Origin of the sequence: Vibrio nitrifigilis (assembly GCF_015686695.1) — a bacterium.
Taxonomy (GTDB): Bacteria; Pseudomonadota; Gammaproteobacteria; order Enterobacterales; family Vibrionaceae; genus Vibrio; species Vibrio nitrifigilis.
In genome coordinates this window covers 1,312,440-1,330,029 of record NZ_JADPMR010000001.1, presented here as the reverse complement: position 1 = coordinate 1,330,029, position 17,590 = coordinate 1,312,440, and the positions used below count along the sequence as shown (strand labels likewise).

The following is a 17,590-nucleotide window of genomic DNA, read 5'->3' as shown; positions in this document are numbered from 1 at the left end:
CGATAAACTGAATAGGGTTAACCGATATTAACGTTTCCAGAACCCACGGCGATAGTTCCACCACAGTCAACGGCATCCCCGACACGAACCGCTGCTAAGCCGTTAATCTTAACGGTAGACGACCCGGCAGCCATACTGCGGCCATGAGCACCATGCGGCATCGTTGGACAGGGACAAGCATGCATCTGTAGAGGATCACCAACTCTCACCGAAGCGATACCGTTAATGAACACATCACCGCTGCCTGCAGTAACTGCCGTTGGTGGAAAACAGCCGTGACCAGTATCAATATCTCCAACTCGTGCTGCACTAGGCATACTGACTCCTTTGTTATTGTCTGTGGTAAATCGCGTTCTATTCATAATTATTGTTGAAACGCCAATTATAAATGCAAGATTCACACCGTTTAGAATCCCTTATTATGGCGAGACTTCGTAGCAAATTCCTAAGCAAGAATTTGCCCATCGAGCAATAATCTGCCCCAAAGGCAACTTATTGCACTCGATTTATTGCGCGCACACGGTAAATACGAAAGATGAGTCGAAACAACGACACAGTTAGGTGATTTTTTCCTTTAAATATAGTTTAGGAGAAATATTTTCTACTCATATGGATTTTAGTAAAAATAAGGTGAAATTTTTCTCAGCAAACCTCTATATAGTAACCAGCATAGTTAGTAATGCAGACAAAGACATTAATAAGGAAATACTATGCAACCCGATAATTACTCAACATTAATTGCACTGATTAAACAGGAAGTCGTGCCCGCTCTGGGTTGCACTGAGCCCGTATCGGTTGCTTTGGCTGCCGCGATTGCCCGTGAAAAGCTAACACATCAACCAACACATATCAGTGTGTCAGTTTCACCTAACCTAATGAAAAATGGTATGGGCGTCGGTATTCCAGGCACAGGAATGGTTGGTTTACCTATTGCAGCAGCAATCGGCGCCCTCGCTGGTAATCCCAAAGCAGGATTAGAAGTACTGGCCGATGTCACCCCTCAAGATGTCACTCAAGCTAAACAACTACTCGATGCTAAAGCAGTAACAATCGATGTTGCAAAAGTGACCAATATTATTTACGCCAAAGTTCAAGTGAGTGACGGCCAGGATTGTGTAACAGTCACGATCGCTGACAGCCATACGCAAGTGATGTCGATTGTCGAAAATGGTTTAACTACCTACCAATTTAGCCCGGTTCAACTCCACTCCCCAACGGAGTTGGGCCAGGCTACCTTATCTACTTCTATCTTGCATTCGCTCACCACTAAAGATATCTATGATTTTGCACTCAACGCGCCACTCGATGATATTGAATTTATCGAACAAGCTCAGCAGTTAAATGATGCTTTATCACAAGAGGGGCTAGCAAAGCCTTATGGATTACAAATTGGTGCGACCTTTCAGAGAAACGTATCTCGTGGGCTATTATCGGGAGGATTACTCACTGATATTTTGGCACGAACCTCTGCCGCTTCTGATGCTCGAATGGATGGTGCAATGAAACCTGCAATGAGTAATTCAGGGTCGGGGAACCAAGGTATTGCCGCCACCATGCCCGTCGTTGTCACAGCCGAATTTGTAAAAGCCAGTCGCGAACAAAGTATACGTGCGTTAATTCTCGCCCACCTGATGGCTATTTACATAAAGAGCCATCAAAATAAACTGTCTGCATTGTGTGGCGCGACCACAGCTGCAATGGGGGCTGCGGCTGGTATTACCTATTTATTGGGCGGTACTTTAGAGCAAATCAGCCATACAATTAACAGCATGATTGGCGACATTGCAGGCATTATCTGTGATGGTGCCAAAACCAGTTGTTCTATGAAGGTTTCGTCCTCTGCCAGTGCAGCAGTAAAAGCAGCGCTGATGGCGCTTGACGGTATTCGCGTAACCGGAAATGAAGGTATAGTGGCTAACGATGTCGATCACTCCATTCGCAACCTTTCTGCACTAGCCAATGGATCAATGACTCAAACCGATGTTCAGATACTCGATATCATGGTGAAGAAAAGCGCGTAATTTGACCTTTTCGTCACTCTATTCGCTCCTCCCCCTAAACTGGACTTATAATCTTAGGGTGGGATATTTCTTGTTGATTTTTCTAATGAAATTGGTCAAATTAACAATATGAATCAAGACACATCAATCTTCCATTTTATACTTTAGATTGAAGAAGGGACATGAACGCTGCTAAAGCTGTTATCTTAATTCTTATTGGTATGACTCTGTATCAAGGGCTCATTTTTATCTTTGAGCCCTCAGTCAATCTGGATAAGAAAGTGTTAGATATTCCCCTCTCAAACCAAATCTATTTGGTGGGCTATCGCGAAAATAGCGCTAACGCAACATCAGGCTTTCGTTATGATTTTTATGTGGTAGATAAAGACCAAGAGCTCACATCTCCGTTTCTCATTACCTCAACCCCTAATGTTCAAATACAACGGAGTAGCCCGACTTCTTTTAACGTGACCGTTAAAGGAAACATTTTTAAGTTCACCAACGTAGTGTGGATTAATAACGCATCTGGGTTAATACCTATTTCAGTCGCGCTACATGCAACACCTTAAGCAGCATGAAGTTGGGCAGAGTGTTGCTGCTCCAATTTTTGTCGCCGCTTTCGGTTTGCTCGAGCACTCACGACCTGCACAGAGATTGCCGAACCAACAACCATAAACATTCCAGCCATACTTAACCAATCAACATGAGATTCGCTAATAATCGAACTCCACAAACCAAACACAACACAAAGTTCAGTTAAAACAAATACTACGACGGGAACAACAGCAATAACTGCGCTGACTTGTACCGTTTCCCAATAGCGCATTGCTTGGGTAAAGGCGCCATATGCCACCACGGTATTGATACAACAAAATAGCATCACCCAAGTGTCGTTCGAACTCATTGTTGTTAACAACATCGGTGAGCTGAACGGTGCCATAACAACGGTTGCAAGAATATAAATCATTAATAAGATATTGGATGAACTTAGTTTTTTAAACAGTGTTTTTTGCGTCAATGCATAAATACACCACGAAAACGCAGAGATAAATATGATGATTAAACCGGTGACTAAGTTATGAACATCACCATGATAATCACCAGTCAATACTGGATGAAAAAATACCAAAAGCCCCAAAATTAATAGACCAAAACAAGCCCATTGTTGCCATGAGACCTGCTCTTTCAAAAATAGCAGTCCACCTAAGGCCATGAATACCGGTGATATTTGCATTCCCAGTTGGGCGACTTCAGGGCGTAAAAAAGTCACTCCCCAAGCAAATGTCGTGTAATTGATGATCAAAAAGCATCCAGCAGCAAACAGGCGCAGCCACTCTTTTCGATTTAACTGGCGGAATTCATGCAGCCGACCATGTTGCCATTGCCATACAAACACAACAATAGCGGCAAAAGTGAAACGAGACCAAGTCAGCGTAACGGGATCAGCGAAACCACTCGATAATTTCAAAGCAATGGGAATCATTCCCCAAAATAAAGCCGTCGTACAGCTTAATGCCAACCCCAGCCAAAACTGCTGTTTAGAACTTTCCATGCTAAATGCCTACACAAAGTGTTAGATTAGATAATAATGTAAACCAAAATAAGTGAAGAATCGGTGGTTATCGCATGCGATACCATTGAATAGATATTACCACTTGTTTCACAGCATAAAATACTGAATACGGCAATAGCTTATTTAACCCTATATTATTGATCAATATATGGATTTTTATTTTCCAGGTCATTTACGCATGGTGTTACTCACCACACTTATTTGACAAAATAAACCGCACATAATTTATTACCAAAAGGGTCTCTTAAATAAGCCACGTATTTTTGGTTATTCCCTTCCCCTCTAATACCTGGAGGGTTTTCTATTGCCATGCCACCATTAGCGACACCTGCGGCATGCCATTGATCGACCAGCTCTGGACTTGCCACTTTAAAACCAACAGTCATACCATTACCGACACTGGTTGGCTCACCGTTGATTGGTTTCGTAACACCTAAAACGCCGTTTTCACTTATGTACATGCAACGACCTTTCGGATCGTAAACGCCCGCGTTATAACCAATGACTTGCATTATCGCATCATAAAATATTTTTGATTGTGCAAGATCATCTGACCCCACCATTACATGACTAAACACACTCACCATCCTATTCAATTAATTGAATAATTAATGTAAAGAAAAGATCAACAGGTGTCATTAACAATTCACCATTTTTATTTCAACGTGCGCATATATAGTGAAAAACAAGTTTTTAACAAATCAGTTTCATAATAAACTAATGGTATATTTTACGTGCTACACCTATCCAGATAATCTTAAGAGGCCCCATGGCTAAAGAAGCAATAGTTCTTGAAACTCCAACATCATCGAACCATGTATTGTTACATTCATGCTGCGCTCCGTGCTCAGGAGATGTGATGGAGCGCATGGCGAACGCTGGCATTGAGTTTACGATTTTCTTCTACAACCCCAACATACATCCAAAAAAAGAGTATTTAATCCGCAAAGAGGAAAATATTCGATTTGCTGAAAAACTTGGCGTCCCATTTATTGATGCGGACTACGATGTACGCAACTGGTTTGATCGAGTAAAAGGACTAGAATGGGAGCCTGAGCGAGGAGAACGCTGCACTGAGTGCTTTGACATGCGTTTTGAACGCACAGCGCTTTATGCACATGAACATGGTTTTGATACCTTTACGAGCTGTTTAGGTATCTCTCGATGGAAAAATATGGATCAAATCAATGATTGTGGCCTTCGCGCAGCAGCTCCCTACCCTAACCTTAATTACTGGACCTTTAACTGGCGTAAAAAAGGAGGGGCAAGTCGCATGGTAGAGATAGCAAAACGAGAGCGCTTTTATCAGCAAGAGTATTGTGGCTGCGCCTATTCTCTGCGTGATACGAATACATGGCGCCAACAAAATGGTCGAGAGCCGATTGAAATTGGCATCCAATATTATGAGTAATGGTGACTTCAAGTCGCTTTTCACCATAAACCCAACCACCAGCGCTGAGCATTTTTCATTCTTCAACCAGAAATATGTCATTTCTGGTTAAAGTGAATCTTTACTTCCAAGCTATTCATCACTTATCACCCAATCTGGGCAGTAGATTCCATTCATAAAATCAATCAATAATTCAACCTCATCTCATACCTTACTATATGCATATTGACAAACTTTTACATATACACGGGTATTGAGATGAAACGAATCAAACTAAAAACAATAACATTAGCTTTAGCACTTGCCAGCAGCACTGCGCTAGCAAGTGTTCCCGCGCTTACAGTGAACGGAAATCAAATCCTTAGTGGCGGCGAGGCCACAAGTTTTGCAGGCAATAGTTTCTTCTGGAGTAATACGGGATGGGGTCAGGAGAAAATGTACAACGCCAGTGTTGTTAAATGGCTAAAAGACGACTGGGGTTCAACCATCGTGCGCGTTGCTGTGGGTGCAGATAACAGTGGCTCTTATATTGACGACCCATCAGGTAACTTAACCAGAGCGGAAACCGTTATCGATGCTGCTATCGCCAATGATATGTACGTTATTATCGATTTCCATACGCACCACGGTGAAGATAAAGAAGCCTCAGCTATCGCTTTTTTCCAAAAAATGGCGACATTATATGGCGACAAAACTAACGTTATTTATGAAATATATAACGAGCCTTTGGCAGTTAGCTGGTCAAACGTTATCAAACCCTATGCAGAAGACGTGATTGCTGCAATTCGCGCTATCGATTCAGACAATTTAATTGTCGTCGGAACCCCAAACTGGTCTCAAGATGTAGACGTCGCATCACAAGACCCTATCGATGGAACCAATATTGCTTATTCTCTCCACTTTTATGCAGGAACTCACGGTCAGTCATTGAGAGATAAGGCATCGACAGCACTGAACAATGGCATTCCTTTAATGGTCACGGAATGGGGAGCTGTCAATTCAGATGGTAATGGCGATGTGGCAGAAGACAGTGTCGACAGTTGGATGGATTTTCTGCAAACCAATAACATCACCAATGTTAACTGGGCGGTGAGCGATAAGGATGAAGGCGCATCCATTATCAACTCAGGGGCAAGTGCAACTGGGAATTGGTCAGCAAGCGATCTCACCGCTTCGGGTACCTATGTTAAAAATATCATTTCCAATTGGGGTACGAGTGTTGCCACAAGCGATGATAGCAGTGAGTCAGATTCATCTACATCATCTGACGACTCAACAAGCACAGACACATCAACTTCTGACAGCAGTAGTGACTCCAGTTCAACATCGACAGGATCCGTTACTTGCGAGCATATGATTACCTCTTCGTGGCAAGGCGGATTCCAAGGCGCTATCCGTATAACGAATAACAGTGATACCGCGATAGACGGTTGGAATGTCAACTGGTCTTATTCTGACGGCACTACCATCACTCAAAGCTGGGGCGCCACCCTAACCGGCTCATACAGTGCGACAAACCTGAGTTGGAATGCCACTATTGAACCCAATGCTACCGTAGAAGTTGGATTTATCGGCAACGGTGAAGGCAGCGCATCAAATGTTACCGGAGATGTTTGTGACTAACTATCGGTTATCACTCGCCTAAACTAAAAAAGCTGGCTCGCGCCAGCTTTTTTAGTTAATTCACCTATCAAGCGACAACGCTTGCGCCGTCAGTGGCATGACAAACGTAAATGGTTTCTTTTAATCCCGTTTTGGCTTCATATTGTTCAGCAATGGCTTGTTTTACTGCATCAACTAACTGTGGTGGAACCAGCGATACCACACAGCCACCAAAGCCGCCGCCAGTCATACGTACACCACCCTGTTCACCGACAACGTCTTTCACGATATCAACGAGGGTATCGATCTCTTTAACCGTGATTTCAAAATCATCACGCATTGAGTTATGAGATTGTTCCATAAGCTGTGCTAATAGGGTGATGTTCCCCTCTTCCAACGCTTTTGCCGCTTCAACAGTACGCGTATTTTCGGTAATCACATGGCGAGCACGCTTAGCCACATCAGGAGACAACTCATTTTGTTTTGCTACAAATTGTTCAATGGTCACATCACGTAATGCTTTAACTCCAAAGATCTGAGCCGCTTCTTCGCACTGCTGACGACGAGTATTATATTCACTATCGACCAAACCGCGTTGTTTGTTGGAGTTAATGATCACAACCGCCATATCTTCAGGCATTGAGACCGGCTGACACTCTAAACTGCGGCAATCGATCAACAAAGCATGATTATCTTGGCCTTGTGCTGAAATCAATTGATCCATAATCCCACAATTACAGCCAACAAATTCGTTTTCAGCTTGCTGTCCATTCAACGCAATTTCGGCTTGCGATATTTCTAAGTTGTATAGTGTTTTAAACGTTTGACCTATCACCACCTCCAATGCAGCAGACGAACTTAAACCTGCACCTTGAGGCACATTGCCAGAAACAGCAATATCAACGCCACCAAACTCGAAACCCCGTTGCAGCAAACATTTCACAACACCACGGATGTAATTGGCCCACATTTTGTCAGCAACAAATTCAATTGGCCCATCAAGTGAGAATTCATCTTGTGCATCTTGGTAATCACAAGCGACAACACGAACAAATCGGTCATCACGCCGTTTAGCCGCTACCACAGTTTGATAATTAATCGCGCATGGTAGTACAAAACCATCATTGTAATCCGTGTGTTCACCAATCAGATTAACACGACCAGGTGCTTGAATGTGATGAGTGGGCTCATAACCAAATACACGTGGGAAAGATGCACTTACGTTTTGCATAGGATCAGACATAATCGTATCTCTTATTCAATCACAGCTTGGCTAACCCAAACCGAAAAATCAGGATAAGGACCTCACTGCTCTAGCGCGGTCCAAGTAGTGTTTATTGCTCTTTAAAATGCACATCACTTAAGGCGCGAAGTCGCTCAGCGGCTTGCTCAGCAGTGAGGTCACGCTGTGATTCAGCAAGCATTTCATACCCCACCATAAATTTACGCACGGTGGCGCTGCGCAATAATGGCGGGTAGAACAGCGCATGCAGTTGCCAGTGTTCTATATCGGTTCCTTCTTCGAAAAATGGTGCGTAATGCCACCCCATTGAGTAAGGGAACGAACATTCAAATAAGTTATCGTAACGACTGGTCAGTTTTTTCATTGCGAGTGCCAAATCATCACGTTGCGCTTCCGTCAATTCACTCATACGACGCACATGAACTTTCGGTAACAACATGGTTTCAAATGGCCATGCAGCCCAATACGGCACTACGGCTAACCAGTGTTCAGTTTCAACCACAGTGCGACTGCCATCTTTCAGTTCAGCATTGACATAGTCCACCAACAGGTTCGAACCATATTGTTGGTAATAGGCTTTTAAATTGTCTTCTTTACGCGCAATTTCATTAGGTAAAAAACTGTTTGCCCAAACTTGTCCATGCGGGTGTGGTTGAGAACAACCCATCATGGCGCCTTTATTTTCGAATACCTGTACCCAAAGATATTTTTTACCTAACTCTTCAATCTGCTCATTCCAAGTATCAATCACGCGGCGAATGGCTGGTACGGGTAATTCTGGCAAGGTTTTGCTGTGGTCTGGAGAGAAACAAATCACACGGCTTAAGCCTCTCGCACTTTGGCAACGAAACAGAGGATTGTCTGATTCTGGCGCTTCGGGCGTATCTTCTTTGAGCGCGGCAAAATCATTACCAAAGACGTAAGTCCCTTGATAATCAGGGTTGGTATCCCCTGAGACTCGTTCGTTAGTGGGACACAAAAAACAATGCTCATCGTATGAAGGTAATGTCTCAGTCGGTGCTTTCTCGTCTTGACCACTCCAAGGGCGTTTTGCACGATGAGGAGAGACTAAAATCCATTGGCCGGTTAATGGGTTATAACGACGATGGGGATGATCAACCGGATTAAAAGTAATATCTGACATAACGTTTGCTCGTAAAATTAAAATAACTTAGGAATTGTTTCAGCCGAAGGGTTATTCATAACCGTTAGGATTTTTTGACTGCCAATTCCATGTATCTGCTGTCATCTGCTCTACTGTGCGAGTCGCCTTCCAACCTAAATCGGCTTCCACCTTTGCAGTACTTGCCCAGCACTCAGCAATATCGCCAGGACGTCGCGGACAAATTTGATAAGGCACGTCATGGCCACAAGCGGCGGTAAAAGCATTCACCATATCAAGAACACTCGACCCTTGCCCTGTGCCCAAATTGTAGATGTGTAACCCGGCTTTGTTTCCCACACCACGAATAGCCGCAATATGGCCATCCGCTAAATCCATAACATGAATATAATCACGTACGCCGGTACCATCAGGCGTTGCATAATCATCACCAAACACAGATAGGTGGTCACGTCGACCGACCGCAACTTGAGCAATAAAAGGCATAAGGTTATTCGGTATGCCCTGAGGATCTTCTCCCATCGAACCTGATGGATGAGCGCCCACAGGGTTAAAATAGCGCAATAAAGTGATACTCCAGTCAGGCTCAGCATGGAACAGATCTCGCAGACACTCTTCTACCATGTACTTACTGCGTCCATATGGATTCGTCGTCGCTCCGGTTGGAAACGATTCTGTAATGGGCACACTGGCGGGATCACCATAAACAGTCGCGGAAGAACTGAATACCAAACTTTTGACACCCGCTTTGCGCATAGCACGAGCCAGCACTAACGAACCATTTACATTATTGTCATAATATTCAAGAGGTTTAGCGACAGATTCCCCAACAGCTTTTAACCCTGCAAAATGAACAACCGAATCAATTTTTTGCTCAGAAAAAACACGATCTAATAGCGTTTCATCGCGTACATCTCCCTCATAAAACACGGGCGTTGTCTGAGTTAAATTTTTGATGCGATTTAGCACTTCTCGTTTGGCATTGCATAGATTGTCGATAATCACAGGGGTGATGCCGGCTTCAATCATTTGTACGCAAGTATGGCTGCCAATATAGCCCATACCTCCAGTCACTAATACTTTCACGCTGCACCTCTTAAATTACTTGTGCGTTGAATTGAGCCAAGTTTATCAACTACCTTGGGCTACTTTCTGTGAAGCCTGACACATTGTGTAAACGTTACCACTAAATTTGCATATTAAATCACAAGCATTGCCAAATATTTTATATAACCATCTGTTTTATATAAATTTAATAAAATATAAAACGTTTACACTGTTATTTTGAGTAAAATGAACGATTTCTATAGCCAAATTATAAGAATGAGTGAGTCATAAATTAGGCACTACGCAAACACATGCTTAATGTAGGGTTATTTGCCTAAATGTTAAGCAAATCGAAGCGAATAATGTCTTATTCGTTAAGTCATTCTATTTACAATAACCTCTCCAAACCGTATCATTTTTGCGTCTTCTTTCATCGCTAAAAAGGCCAACAATGAACAACGATAAACGTCCACTATATTTACCATATGCTGGTGCAGCATTAATGAGCACCCCCCTATTGAATAAAGGCAGCGCATTTAGCGCAGAAGAACGTGTTTCTTTTAACCTTGAAGGTTTGCTTCCTGAAGCAACTGAAACTATTCAAGAGCAAGTTGTTCGTGCGTATCAACAATATTGCAGCTTCGAAAGTGATATGGATAAACATATCTATCTGCGCAATATTCAAGACACCAACGAAACTCTTTTTTACCGCCTCGTCCAAAACCATATCTCTGAAATGATGCCTGTCATCTACACACCAACTGTTGGCGCGGCGTGTGAAAACTTCTCAAACATTTACCGACGTGGACGTGGTCTCTTTGTTTCTTACGAAAACCGTGATCGTATCGATGACCTGCTAAACAATGCAGCAAACCAAAACGTTAAAGTTATCGTTGTGACTGACGGTGAACGTATTCTTGGCCTTGGTGACCAAGGTATCGGCGGCATGGGCATTCCTATTGGTAAACTTTCACTGTATACCGCATGTGGTGGTATCAGCCCGGCTTACACTTTACCTGTGGTACTTGATGTCGGTACGAACAACCCTCAACGCCTTGCAGATCCTATGTATATGGGTTGGCGTCATACTCGTATTGAAGGTGCAGAATACGACGCGTTCGTAGAAGAATTTATTGAAGCCGTGAAACGTCGTTGGCCTGAAGCGTTAATTCAATTTGAAGACTTTGCACAAAAAAACGCGATGCCACTTTTGCAACGCTACAAAGATCGCGTTTGTTGCTTTAACGATGATATTCAAGGCACCGCTGCCATTGCTGTTGGCTCTCTACTTGCGGCATGTAAAGCAGCAGGCAGTAAGCTATCTGACCAACGCATTACCTTCTTAGGCGCAGGTTCTGCAGGTTGTGGTATCGCAGAAGCGATCATTGCCCAGATGGTTTCTGAAGGCATTAGCGATGCACAAGCTCGCTCACAAGTTTATATGGTTGACCGTTGGGGTCTGCTAGAAGAAGGCATGCATAACCTGCTTGATTTCCAACAGCGTTTGATGCAGAAAAAATCGAACACGAAAGAGTGGACATCTGAAGGTAATGGTTTCTCACTGCTTGACGTTGTTCGCCAAGCTAAGCCAACCGTGCTAATCGGTGTATCAGGCGCTCCTGGCCTATTCAGTGAAGAAGTCATCAAGACGATGCACGCAAGCTGTGAACGTCCTATTATTTTCCCACTGTCTAACCCGACTAGCCGCGTAGAAGCAACTCCAAATGATATTCTTCGTTGGACCAACGGCGAAGCATTGGTTGCAACCGGTAGTCCGTTTGAACCTGTGGTACTTGAAGGTAAAACTTATCCAATCGCCCAATGTAACAACAGCTACATTTTCCCAGGCATTGGCCTAGGCGTTTTAGCCGTGGGTGCTAAACGTGTAACGGATGAAATGCTGATGGTATCTAGCCGCTCTTTAGCCGAAACATCGCCACTAGCGATTAACGGTCACGGTGCACTACTTCCACCACTTGAAAGCATTCACTCTGTATCGAAGAAGATTGCCTTTGCTGTTGCGAAAAAAGCGATCGAACAAGGCGTTGCTCCTGAACGTTCTGACGACGCAATTTTGGAAGCCATCGAGCAACATTTCTGGCAACCAGAATATCGCCGCTACAAACGTACCGCGTTTTAAGCCATACTTAAGCCCCTATGTTAGGGGCTTTTTTATTTTAGGACTTATGGAACTACTACACTTTTTTGCACCAGGGGGACGTTTTATCGCCCCATATCTTTCTGATATAGCCGTGGCATTTGTTGCCTGCTTCTTAGTGATGCTTGGTGGTGACATCAATGCGTTTGTTCGCCGAACAATGCGTAATCAGCATTTTATTGTGCGTACACTGGTGTTTGTATTGATCAATGCGTTTGGTTATGGATTAATCATCGTAAAAGCAAGCCCTTACTTAGCTCGGACACTTGCCCAATTAGATCGAGGCATGATGTTTGTCATCGTCGTAATTAGCTTTATTATTATTGGCCTATGGGCACAAAAAAATCGTCAGATATAACACATTCAACTCGCTCAACCTCGCGCTGGAAGCGTCTCCTAATTTGGATACGTCGCACCGTTATGTATGGCATTTTAGCCATCATGGCTGGTGTGATCTGTCTGATCGCCATCGATCGTTGGATCTCTTGGCAAACTCAAAAAAACATTATTTACGACATCGATAAAGTCGAACACTATCAAGTTGCTGTCGTGCTAGGAACCAGTAAATACTTGGGGCACACCCTAAACGATTACTATATCCATCGGATTAACGCGGCAATCAAACTGTTCAAACAAGGGAAAGTGGCTGATTTTCTGCTCAGTGGAGATAACGCCCATCGCTCTTACAATGAGCCATGGACAATGAAGCGTGATTTGCTCAAAGCAGGTGTCCCCGAGAGCTCAATCTATTTAGATTACGCTGGATTTCGAACTCTTGATTCAATCGTGCGCGCCAAGCGTATTTTTGACAGTAATAACTTCCTCATTATCACGCAAGGTTTCCATTGTGAACGCGCCCTGTATATTGCACGTTTTCATGATATTAACGCACATTGTCTAGCGGTGGCTGGCCCGACTCACTATTCTGGCTATACCGTGAGACTTAGAGAAGTGTTAGCGCGGACTAAAGCCTTTTTTGATCTTTATGTATTGGATACTCAACCTAAATTTCTCGGTCCAAAACATCCGATTCAACCCGATGAAGATCCCAGTAACAGTGATGAAAGCACTCAACTAGCAGAAGACTCTACGACTTCTCAATAACTTGCGATTAAGGGAAAGTATGACTTTCCCTCCTTTTGCTGCACCAATGCCCTAACTTTCGTTATACTCCCTACCATAAATCTAAAATAAAAGAGTAATGTCATGTCATTAATCGCTTCAGGCGTATTAAGTAAAATGCGCGCATCGCTAAGCAACACGACCGAATATCGTTTACCTGTTGGAGACGAATTGGTCGATCTCAACCCACTTATTGGTCGCACTATTGAGCTAAAACACACAGGGAATATCTACTGCTGTTCATGCGGAAAAAAAACCAAGAAAAGCTATTCTCAAGGCCACTGTTTCGTGTGTATGAAAAAACTTGCCAGTTGTGACATGTGTATCATGAAGCCGGAAACGTGCCACTACGCTCAAGGGACATGTCGTGAACCGGAGTGGGCGCAAGAGAATTGTATGGTTGACCACTACGTTTATCTTTCCAATACGTCTGGTTTGAAAGTGGGTATCACTCGTCACACTCAGATCCCCACTCGCTGGATTGACCAAGGTGCTATGCAAGGACTGCCGATCTATAAAGTCAAAACTCGCCAAATCTCTGGTTTAATTGAGGTTGAATTAGCCAAACACATTGCTGATAAAACCAATTGGCGCACTTTGCTTAAAGGGGATTCCGATATGATGCCTCTCGAACAACGTTTTGCAGAACTGCGCCCTTTATTAACCGATAAAATTGCCGAGATCCGCGCCGAGTTTGGCGAAGACTCTGTTCAAGAACTTACCGCCGAAGGCATTGAGATTCACTATCCGGTAACAGAATATCCAACCAAGATCGTTTCACATAACTTTGATAAAAATCCGGAAGTGTCCGGAGTGTTACAAGGCATTAAAGGCCAATACCTCATTTTAGATACTGGGGTGATTAATATTCGTAAATTTACCTCATACGAAGTGGAATGTTACGTCGACTAACCTCGATACTCTCTCGCTGGGGATAGGCTCTATCCCCATTTTGCTATTGGATGATTTGCGTTAATAACCTAAAGAAACGTTCGATCTCATCTTTCGTATTATAATGCACTGCTCCGACTCGAAGCACACCAAGATCTGGATCTATCTTTAGTTGCTCCATCACACCAAGTGCATAAAAGTGCCCACTCCAGACACACACTTGCTCCATGCCCAAAGCATGAGCAATATCATATGGGCGATGTCGCTCAAATCGCAGAGCAAAAGTTGGAGTGCGTTGTCCTATATCCGCATCATCAATACCCAATAACTCAACGCCCTTTACTGCTTTTAAACGTTGTAAAAAAAGCTCACTTAACGCCATTTCATGCTGCTGAATCAAACTATAGCTACGTAACAGCTGAGATCTTAACCCAACCTTTGAATGGCCAAAGCTCGCCAAATAACCAACAGCCGTCGACAAACCAGCGAGACTTGCAAAAGGTTGCGTTCCTGTTTCGAACCGCCCTGGACCAATATCAGGAGCAGGCGCGACCTTATAAGGTTGAAGCTGTTCAAGCCACGGCTGCGCGATATAGGCAATACCTATGTGGGGACCAAAAAACTTATAGGCCGAACACACTAAGAAATCACACTGCCATGCTTGGACATCAATTAAATGGTGCGGCGCATAATGGACAGCATCAAGATACACTTTGGCCCCTACTGCATGAGCCGCATCAATAATAGGTTTTACATCAACAATCGATCCGGTCACATTAGAAGCACATGTCACCGCGACCAAGCGTGTTTTAGCCGTAATTAAGCGCAGTAAATGTTCGACATCCAGCGTGGCATTGTCGTGACAGAGGTTCGCCATTTTCACAACCGCCCCTCGATCATTAGCCGCTTGCTGCCATGTTGATACGTTTGCATAGTGGTCTAATGCCGTCACTATCACTTCATCCCCTGCTTGCCATTCACGACTAATGGCACGACTTAATTGAAAAGTCAGCGATGTCATATTAGCACCAAAGACGATATTTTCGGCGGCAGGCGCATTCACAAGAGCTTGGCAATAGGTTCTAGCTTCCAACATTACTTCAGTGGTATGTCGACTTGTTGCAAATGCACCACCAAGATTGCTATTACCTCGTTGCCAGTAATCTGTCATTCTATGTGCTACGGCATCTGGAATTTGTGTTCCACCAGGCCCATCAAGAAACAGGATGGTTTGACCATGTTCGGCTTGGTTTAATGCCCCAAACTTTGCCCTGATTTGATTTGTATCCAATGTCATTAAGCCCCCTTAGCCGTTAAAACTAACAGGTCCATATGTCCTTCTTCTTGCAGTTTAATGGCGCGAATGGGACATGCGTTATGCCATAACTTCTGATCGGCCAACATTACAATATCACCATCATCCAGAACCTTACGAAAGAATGGCGCTTGCTGAGAATCTTGATATAACATCACGTCTCCCCCGACTATGTTGTGTCGGTTAATCCCCACGATAGCGATGTAATCAAATCCATCTTGGTGAACGCCTTCCGGAGACACCAACGTCTCGTTGTAAATAGCCGAAACGCGCATTTGATGAATTTCAATCTCCTGACCATCGGGCAAATTATTATGTGTGACGAAAAGATCACATAACTCTCTTAACCCTTCACTGTGCAAGGTACTCTCTAATAGAGGTTCAAAGTGACGTTTCACATCGCCCTGAAAATGGTTTATTTCACCAGTTTGCATAAAATCATGCTTGTCCATTTCTACTACATCACCATGGTAAAAACGAATTACCGAATAACGACGCAACCGGTATTTCCCATCGGCATGTTCAGTCGTCGGTAAATGGCGAAAAGAAGGGGCAAGTTGGTGTACTGCACCAACACTTAATTGGCAGAGGTCTAAGGTATGTTCATGTTTCTGTAGCATCGTCTTCTCCTTAGCCGCAATGTAAAAATCGCCGCCCAGAATTAACAATTAATTAACAATACAAGTCTATATAGACATCTAACAAATACAAATTTATTAAAATCAAATGTTAATAAATAAACAAAAAACATTTCCTTTACCTATTAAATGTGTTTATTTTAGATAAATATTCTATATTGGCATTTAATTAATCTTTATCAGCAAACGAATTTGCTATAAGAAATCATAATAAACTTAATAATCATAAGGTTAAAATTATACTTTCATAATTAGTTAGCTTTTCTGATGGCTTTCTAGGCTATTCTGGACTGGTCGTTCTACTTTTTATCGACTATTCCCTTCTCACCTCTTTCATTCACCCTATATATTCCCTACAATCAGAAACAAAAGTAATGCACCGCATAGATGGGAGCACTCATGAGTGAAGTAAAACACGCAAAACTATTAATTCTTGGTTCGGGCCCTGCTGGCTACACTGCCGCGGTTTACGCTGCGCGCGCGAATCTGAATCCCGTATTGGTCACTGGTATGCAGCAAGGCGGTCAGTTAACCACAACGACTGAAGTTGAAAACTGGCCTGGAGACCCTGAAGGTTTAACTGGACCGGGTCTAATGGATCGCATGAAAGAACATGCTGAGAAATTCAATACCGAAATGGTTTTCGATCACATCAATGAAGTCGATTTTTCTCAACGCCCATTTCGTCTCAAAGGTGATAGCACTGAATACACCTGTGACGCACTGATTATTTCAACGGGAGCATCAGCAAAATACATCGGTCTTGAATCGGAAGAAGCGTTTAAAGGCCGTGGTGTTTCAGCTTGCGCAACTTGTGATGGATTCTTCTACCGCAATCAAAAAGTGGCGGTTGTAGGTGGCGGTAACACAGCGGTTGAAGAAGCGCTTTACCTCTCTAACATTGCATCAGAAGTTCATTTGATTCACCGTCGTGACACGTTCCGCGCAGAAAAAATCCTAATTGATCGTATGAACGAAAAAGTAGCTGCCGGTAAAATTGTCTTACATACCAATCGTACTTTAGACGAAGTATTAGGTGACGATATGGGCGTAACCGGTGTTCGCCTTAAAGACACTGAATCGGGTACAACTGAAGGGTTGGCCGTTATGGGAACGTTCATTGCTATAGGTCATCAGCCTAATACTGCCATCTTCGAAGGCCAGTTAGAAATGAAAAACGGTTATGTTGTCGTTCAATCTGGTTTAGACGGAAATGCGACTCAAACAAGTATCGAAGGTATCTTCGCGGCTGGTGACGTAATGGACCATAATTATCGTCAAGCGATTACCTCTGCAGGAACAGGTTGTATGGCCGCATTAGATGCTGAACGTTATCTTGATGCGCTAAATGATAAGTAAGCTAAATACTTTCGGTAAAAAGTAAGTTTATTTTTCATTTTTACACTTTGTTACAATTGCCCAACGGTATCTCCGTTGGGCTTTCTTTTGTATACTACGTGCTCGCTCAATATAATATTCTCAATAAAA

At 43.3% G+C, this 17,590-nt stretch carries 17 protein-coding genes; 9 read left to right on the top strand and 8 right to left on the bottom strand.

Annotation, left to right across the window (positions count from 1 at the left end):
• Positions 1-17: 17 nt before the first annotated feature.
• The gene (locus I1A42_RS05960) at positions 18-317 is read right to left on the bottom strand and encodes a PAAR domain-containing protein (protein ID WP_161155404.1); all 300 of its coding nucleotides are present in this window, start codon (positions 315-317) and stop codon (positions 18-20) included.
• 393 nt (positions 318-710) lie between these two features.
• Between I1A42_RS05960 and I1A42_RS05955 the strand changes: the two genes are divergently transcribed.
• Both I1A42_RS05955 and I1A42_RS05950 read left to right on the top strand, forming a co-directional pair.
• A complete protein-coding gene (locus I1A42_RS05955; protein WP_196122916.1) occupies positions 711-2,021 on the top strand; it encodes an L-cysteine desulfidase family protein in 1,311 nt (436 codons plus the stop codon).
• Positions 2,022-2,182: 161 nt separating this feature from the next.
• Complete coding sequence (locus I1A42_RS05950; RefSeq protein ID WP_196122915.1) at positions 2,183-2,569, top strand: hypothetical protein; 387 nt, start codon at positions 2,183-2,185, stop codon at positions 2,567-2,569.
• Here I1A42_RS05950 and I1A42_RS05945 read toward each other — a convergent pair.
• Both I1A42_RS05945 and I1A42_RS05940 read right to left on the bottom strand, forming a co-directional pair.
• The gene (locus I1A42_RS05945) at positions 2,566-3,552 is read right to left on the bottom strand and encodes a DMT family transporter (RefSeq protein ID WP_196122914.1); all 987 of its coding nucleotides are present in this window, start codon (positions 3,550-3,552) and stop codon (positions 2,566-2,568) included. The genes I1A42_RS05950 and I1A42_RS05945 overlap by 4 nt on opposite strands.
• A gap of 218 nt (positions 3,553-3,770) precedes the next feature.
• Positions 3,771-4,151, bottom strand: coding sequence for a VOC family protein (locus tag I1A42_RS05940; protein ID WP_196122913.1), 381 nt, complete (start codon positions 4,149-4,151; stop codon positions 3,771-3,773).
• A gap of 191 nt (positions 4,152-4,342) precedes the next feature.
• Between I1A42_RS05940 and I1A42_RS05935 the strand changes: the two genes are divergently transcribed.
• Both I1A42_RS05935 and I1A42_RS05930 read left to right on the top strand, forming a co-directional pair.
• Positions 4,343-4,984: an epoxyqueuosine reductase QueH gene (locus I1A42_RS05935; RefSeq protein WP_196122912.1), complete on the top strand. Its 642-nt coding sequence runs from the start codon at positions 4,343-4,345 to the stop codon at positions 4,982-4,984.
• 237 nt (positions 4,985-5,221) lie between these two features.
• On the top strand, positions 5,222-6,586 hold the full coding sequence (locus tag I1A42_RS05930) for a cellulase family glycosylhydrolase (RefSeq protein ID WP_196122911.1): 1,365 nt from the start codon (positions 5,222-5,224) through the stop codon (positions 6,584-6,586).
• A 67-nt stretch (positions 6,587-6,653) separates the two neighbouring features.
• Here I1A42_RS05930 and galK read toward each other — a convergent pair whose 3' ends face one another.
• The 3 genes from galK to galE form a co-directional block, all read right to left on the bottom strand.
• A complete protein-coding gene (galK, locus tag I1A42_RS05925) occupies positions 6,654-7,808 on the bottom strand; it encodes a galactokinase (RefSeq protein WP_196122910.1) in 1,155 nt (384 codons plus the stop codon).
• Positions 7,809-7,899: 91 nt separating this feature from the next.
• Positions 7,900-8,952, bottom strand: a complete 1,053-nt coding sequence (locus tag I1A42_RS05920; protein WP_196122909.1) for a UDP-glucose--hexose-1-phosphate uridylyltransferase — start codon at positions 8,950-8,952, stop codon at positions 7,900-7,902.
• A gap of 51 nt (positions 8,953-9,003) precedes the next feature.
• The gene (gene galE / locus I1A42_RS05915; RefSeq protein ID WP_196122908.1) at positions 9,004-10,017 is read right to left on the bottom strand and encodes a UDP-glucose 4-epimerase GalE; all 1,014 of its coding nucleotides are present in this window, start codon (positions 10,015-10,017) and stop codon (positions 9,004-9,006) included.
• 412 nt (positions 10,018-10,429) lie between these two features.
• On the opposite strand from galE, the gene I1A42_RS05910 reads away from it, so the two are divergent.
• From I1A42_RS05910 to I1A42_RS05895, 4 genes are all read left to right on the top strand, one after another.
• Positions 10,430-12,118 (top strand): NAD-dependent malic enzyme, encoded by a 1,689-nt coding sequence (locus I1A42_RS05910; RefSeq protein WP_161155385.1) that lies wholly within the window; start codon positions 10,430-10,432, stop codon positions 12,116-12,118.
• 46 nt (positions 12,119-12,164) lie between these two features.
• Positions 12,165-12,494, top strand: coding sequence for a DUF3392 domain-containing protein (locus tag I1A42_RS05905; protein ID WP_161155383.1), 330 nt, complete (start codon positions 12,165-12,167; stop codon positions 12,492-12,494).
• 62 nt (positions 12,495-12,556) lie between these two features.
• A complete protein-coding gene (locus I1A42_RS05900) occupies positions 12,557-13,240 on the top strand; it encodes a SanA/YdcF family protein (RefSeq protein WP_408063515.1) in 684 nt (227 codons plus the stop codon).
• 102 nt (positions 13,241-13,342) lie between these two features.
• On the top strand, positions 13,343-14,170 hold the full coding sequence (locus I1A42_RS05895; protein WP_196122906.1) for a DUF2797 domain-containing protein: 828 nt from the start codon (positions 13,343-13,345) through the stop codon (positions 14,168-14,170).
• Between the two features lie 43 nt (positions 14,171-14,213).
• Here the strand turns inward: I1A42_RS05895 and I1A42_RS05890 are convergent, their stop codons facing one another.
• Both I1A42_RS05890 and I1A42_RS05885 read right to left on the bottom strand, forming a co-directional pair.
• Complete coding sequence (locus tag I1A42_RS05890; RefSeq protein ID WP_196122905.1) at positions 14,214-15,446, bottom strand: cysteine desulfurase-like protein; 1,233 nt, start codon at positions 15,444-15,446, stop codon at positions 14,214-14,216.
• On the bottom strand, positions 15,446-16,084 hold the full coding sequence (locus tag I1A42_RS05885; RefSeq protein WP_161155375.1) for a 2OG-Fe dioxygenase family protein: 639 nt from the start codon (positions 16,082-16,084) through the stop codon (positions 15,446-15,448). Before I1A42_RS05885 ends, I1A42_RS05890 begins: the two co-directional genes overlap by 1 nt.
• 417 nt (positions 16,085-16,501) lie before the next feature.
• Here I1A42_RS05885 and trxB point away from each other — a divergent pair, with 417 nt between their 5' ends.
• Positions 16,502-17,461 (top strand): thioredoxin-disulfide reductase, encoded by a 960-nt coding sequence (trxB, locus tag I1A42_RS05880; RefSeq protein ID WP_196122904.1) that lies wholly within the window; start codon positions 16,502-16,504, stop codon positions 17,459-17,461.
• Positions 17,462-17,590 lie beyond the last annotated feature (129 nt).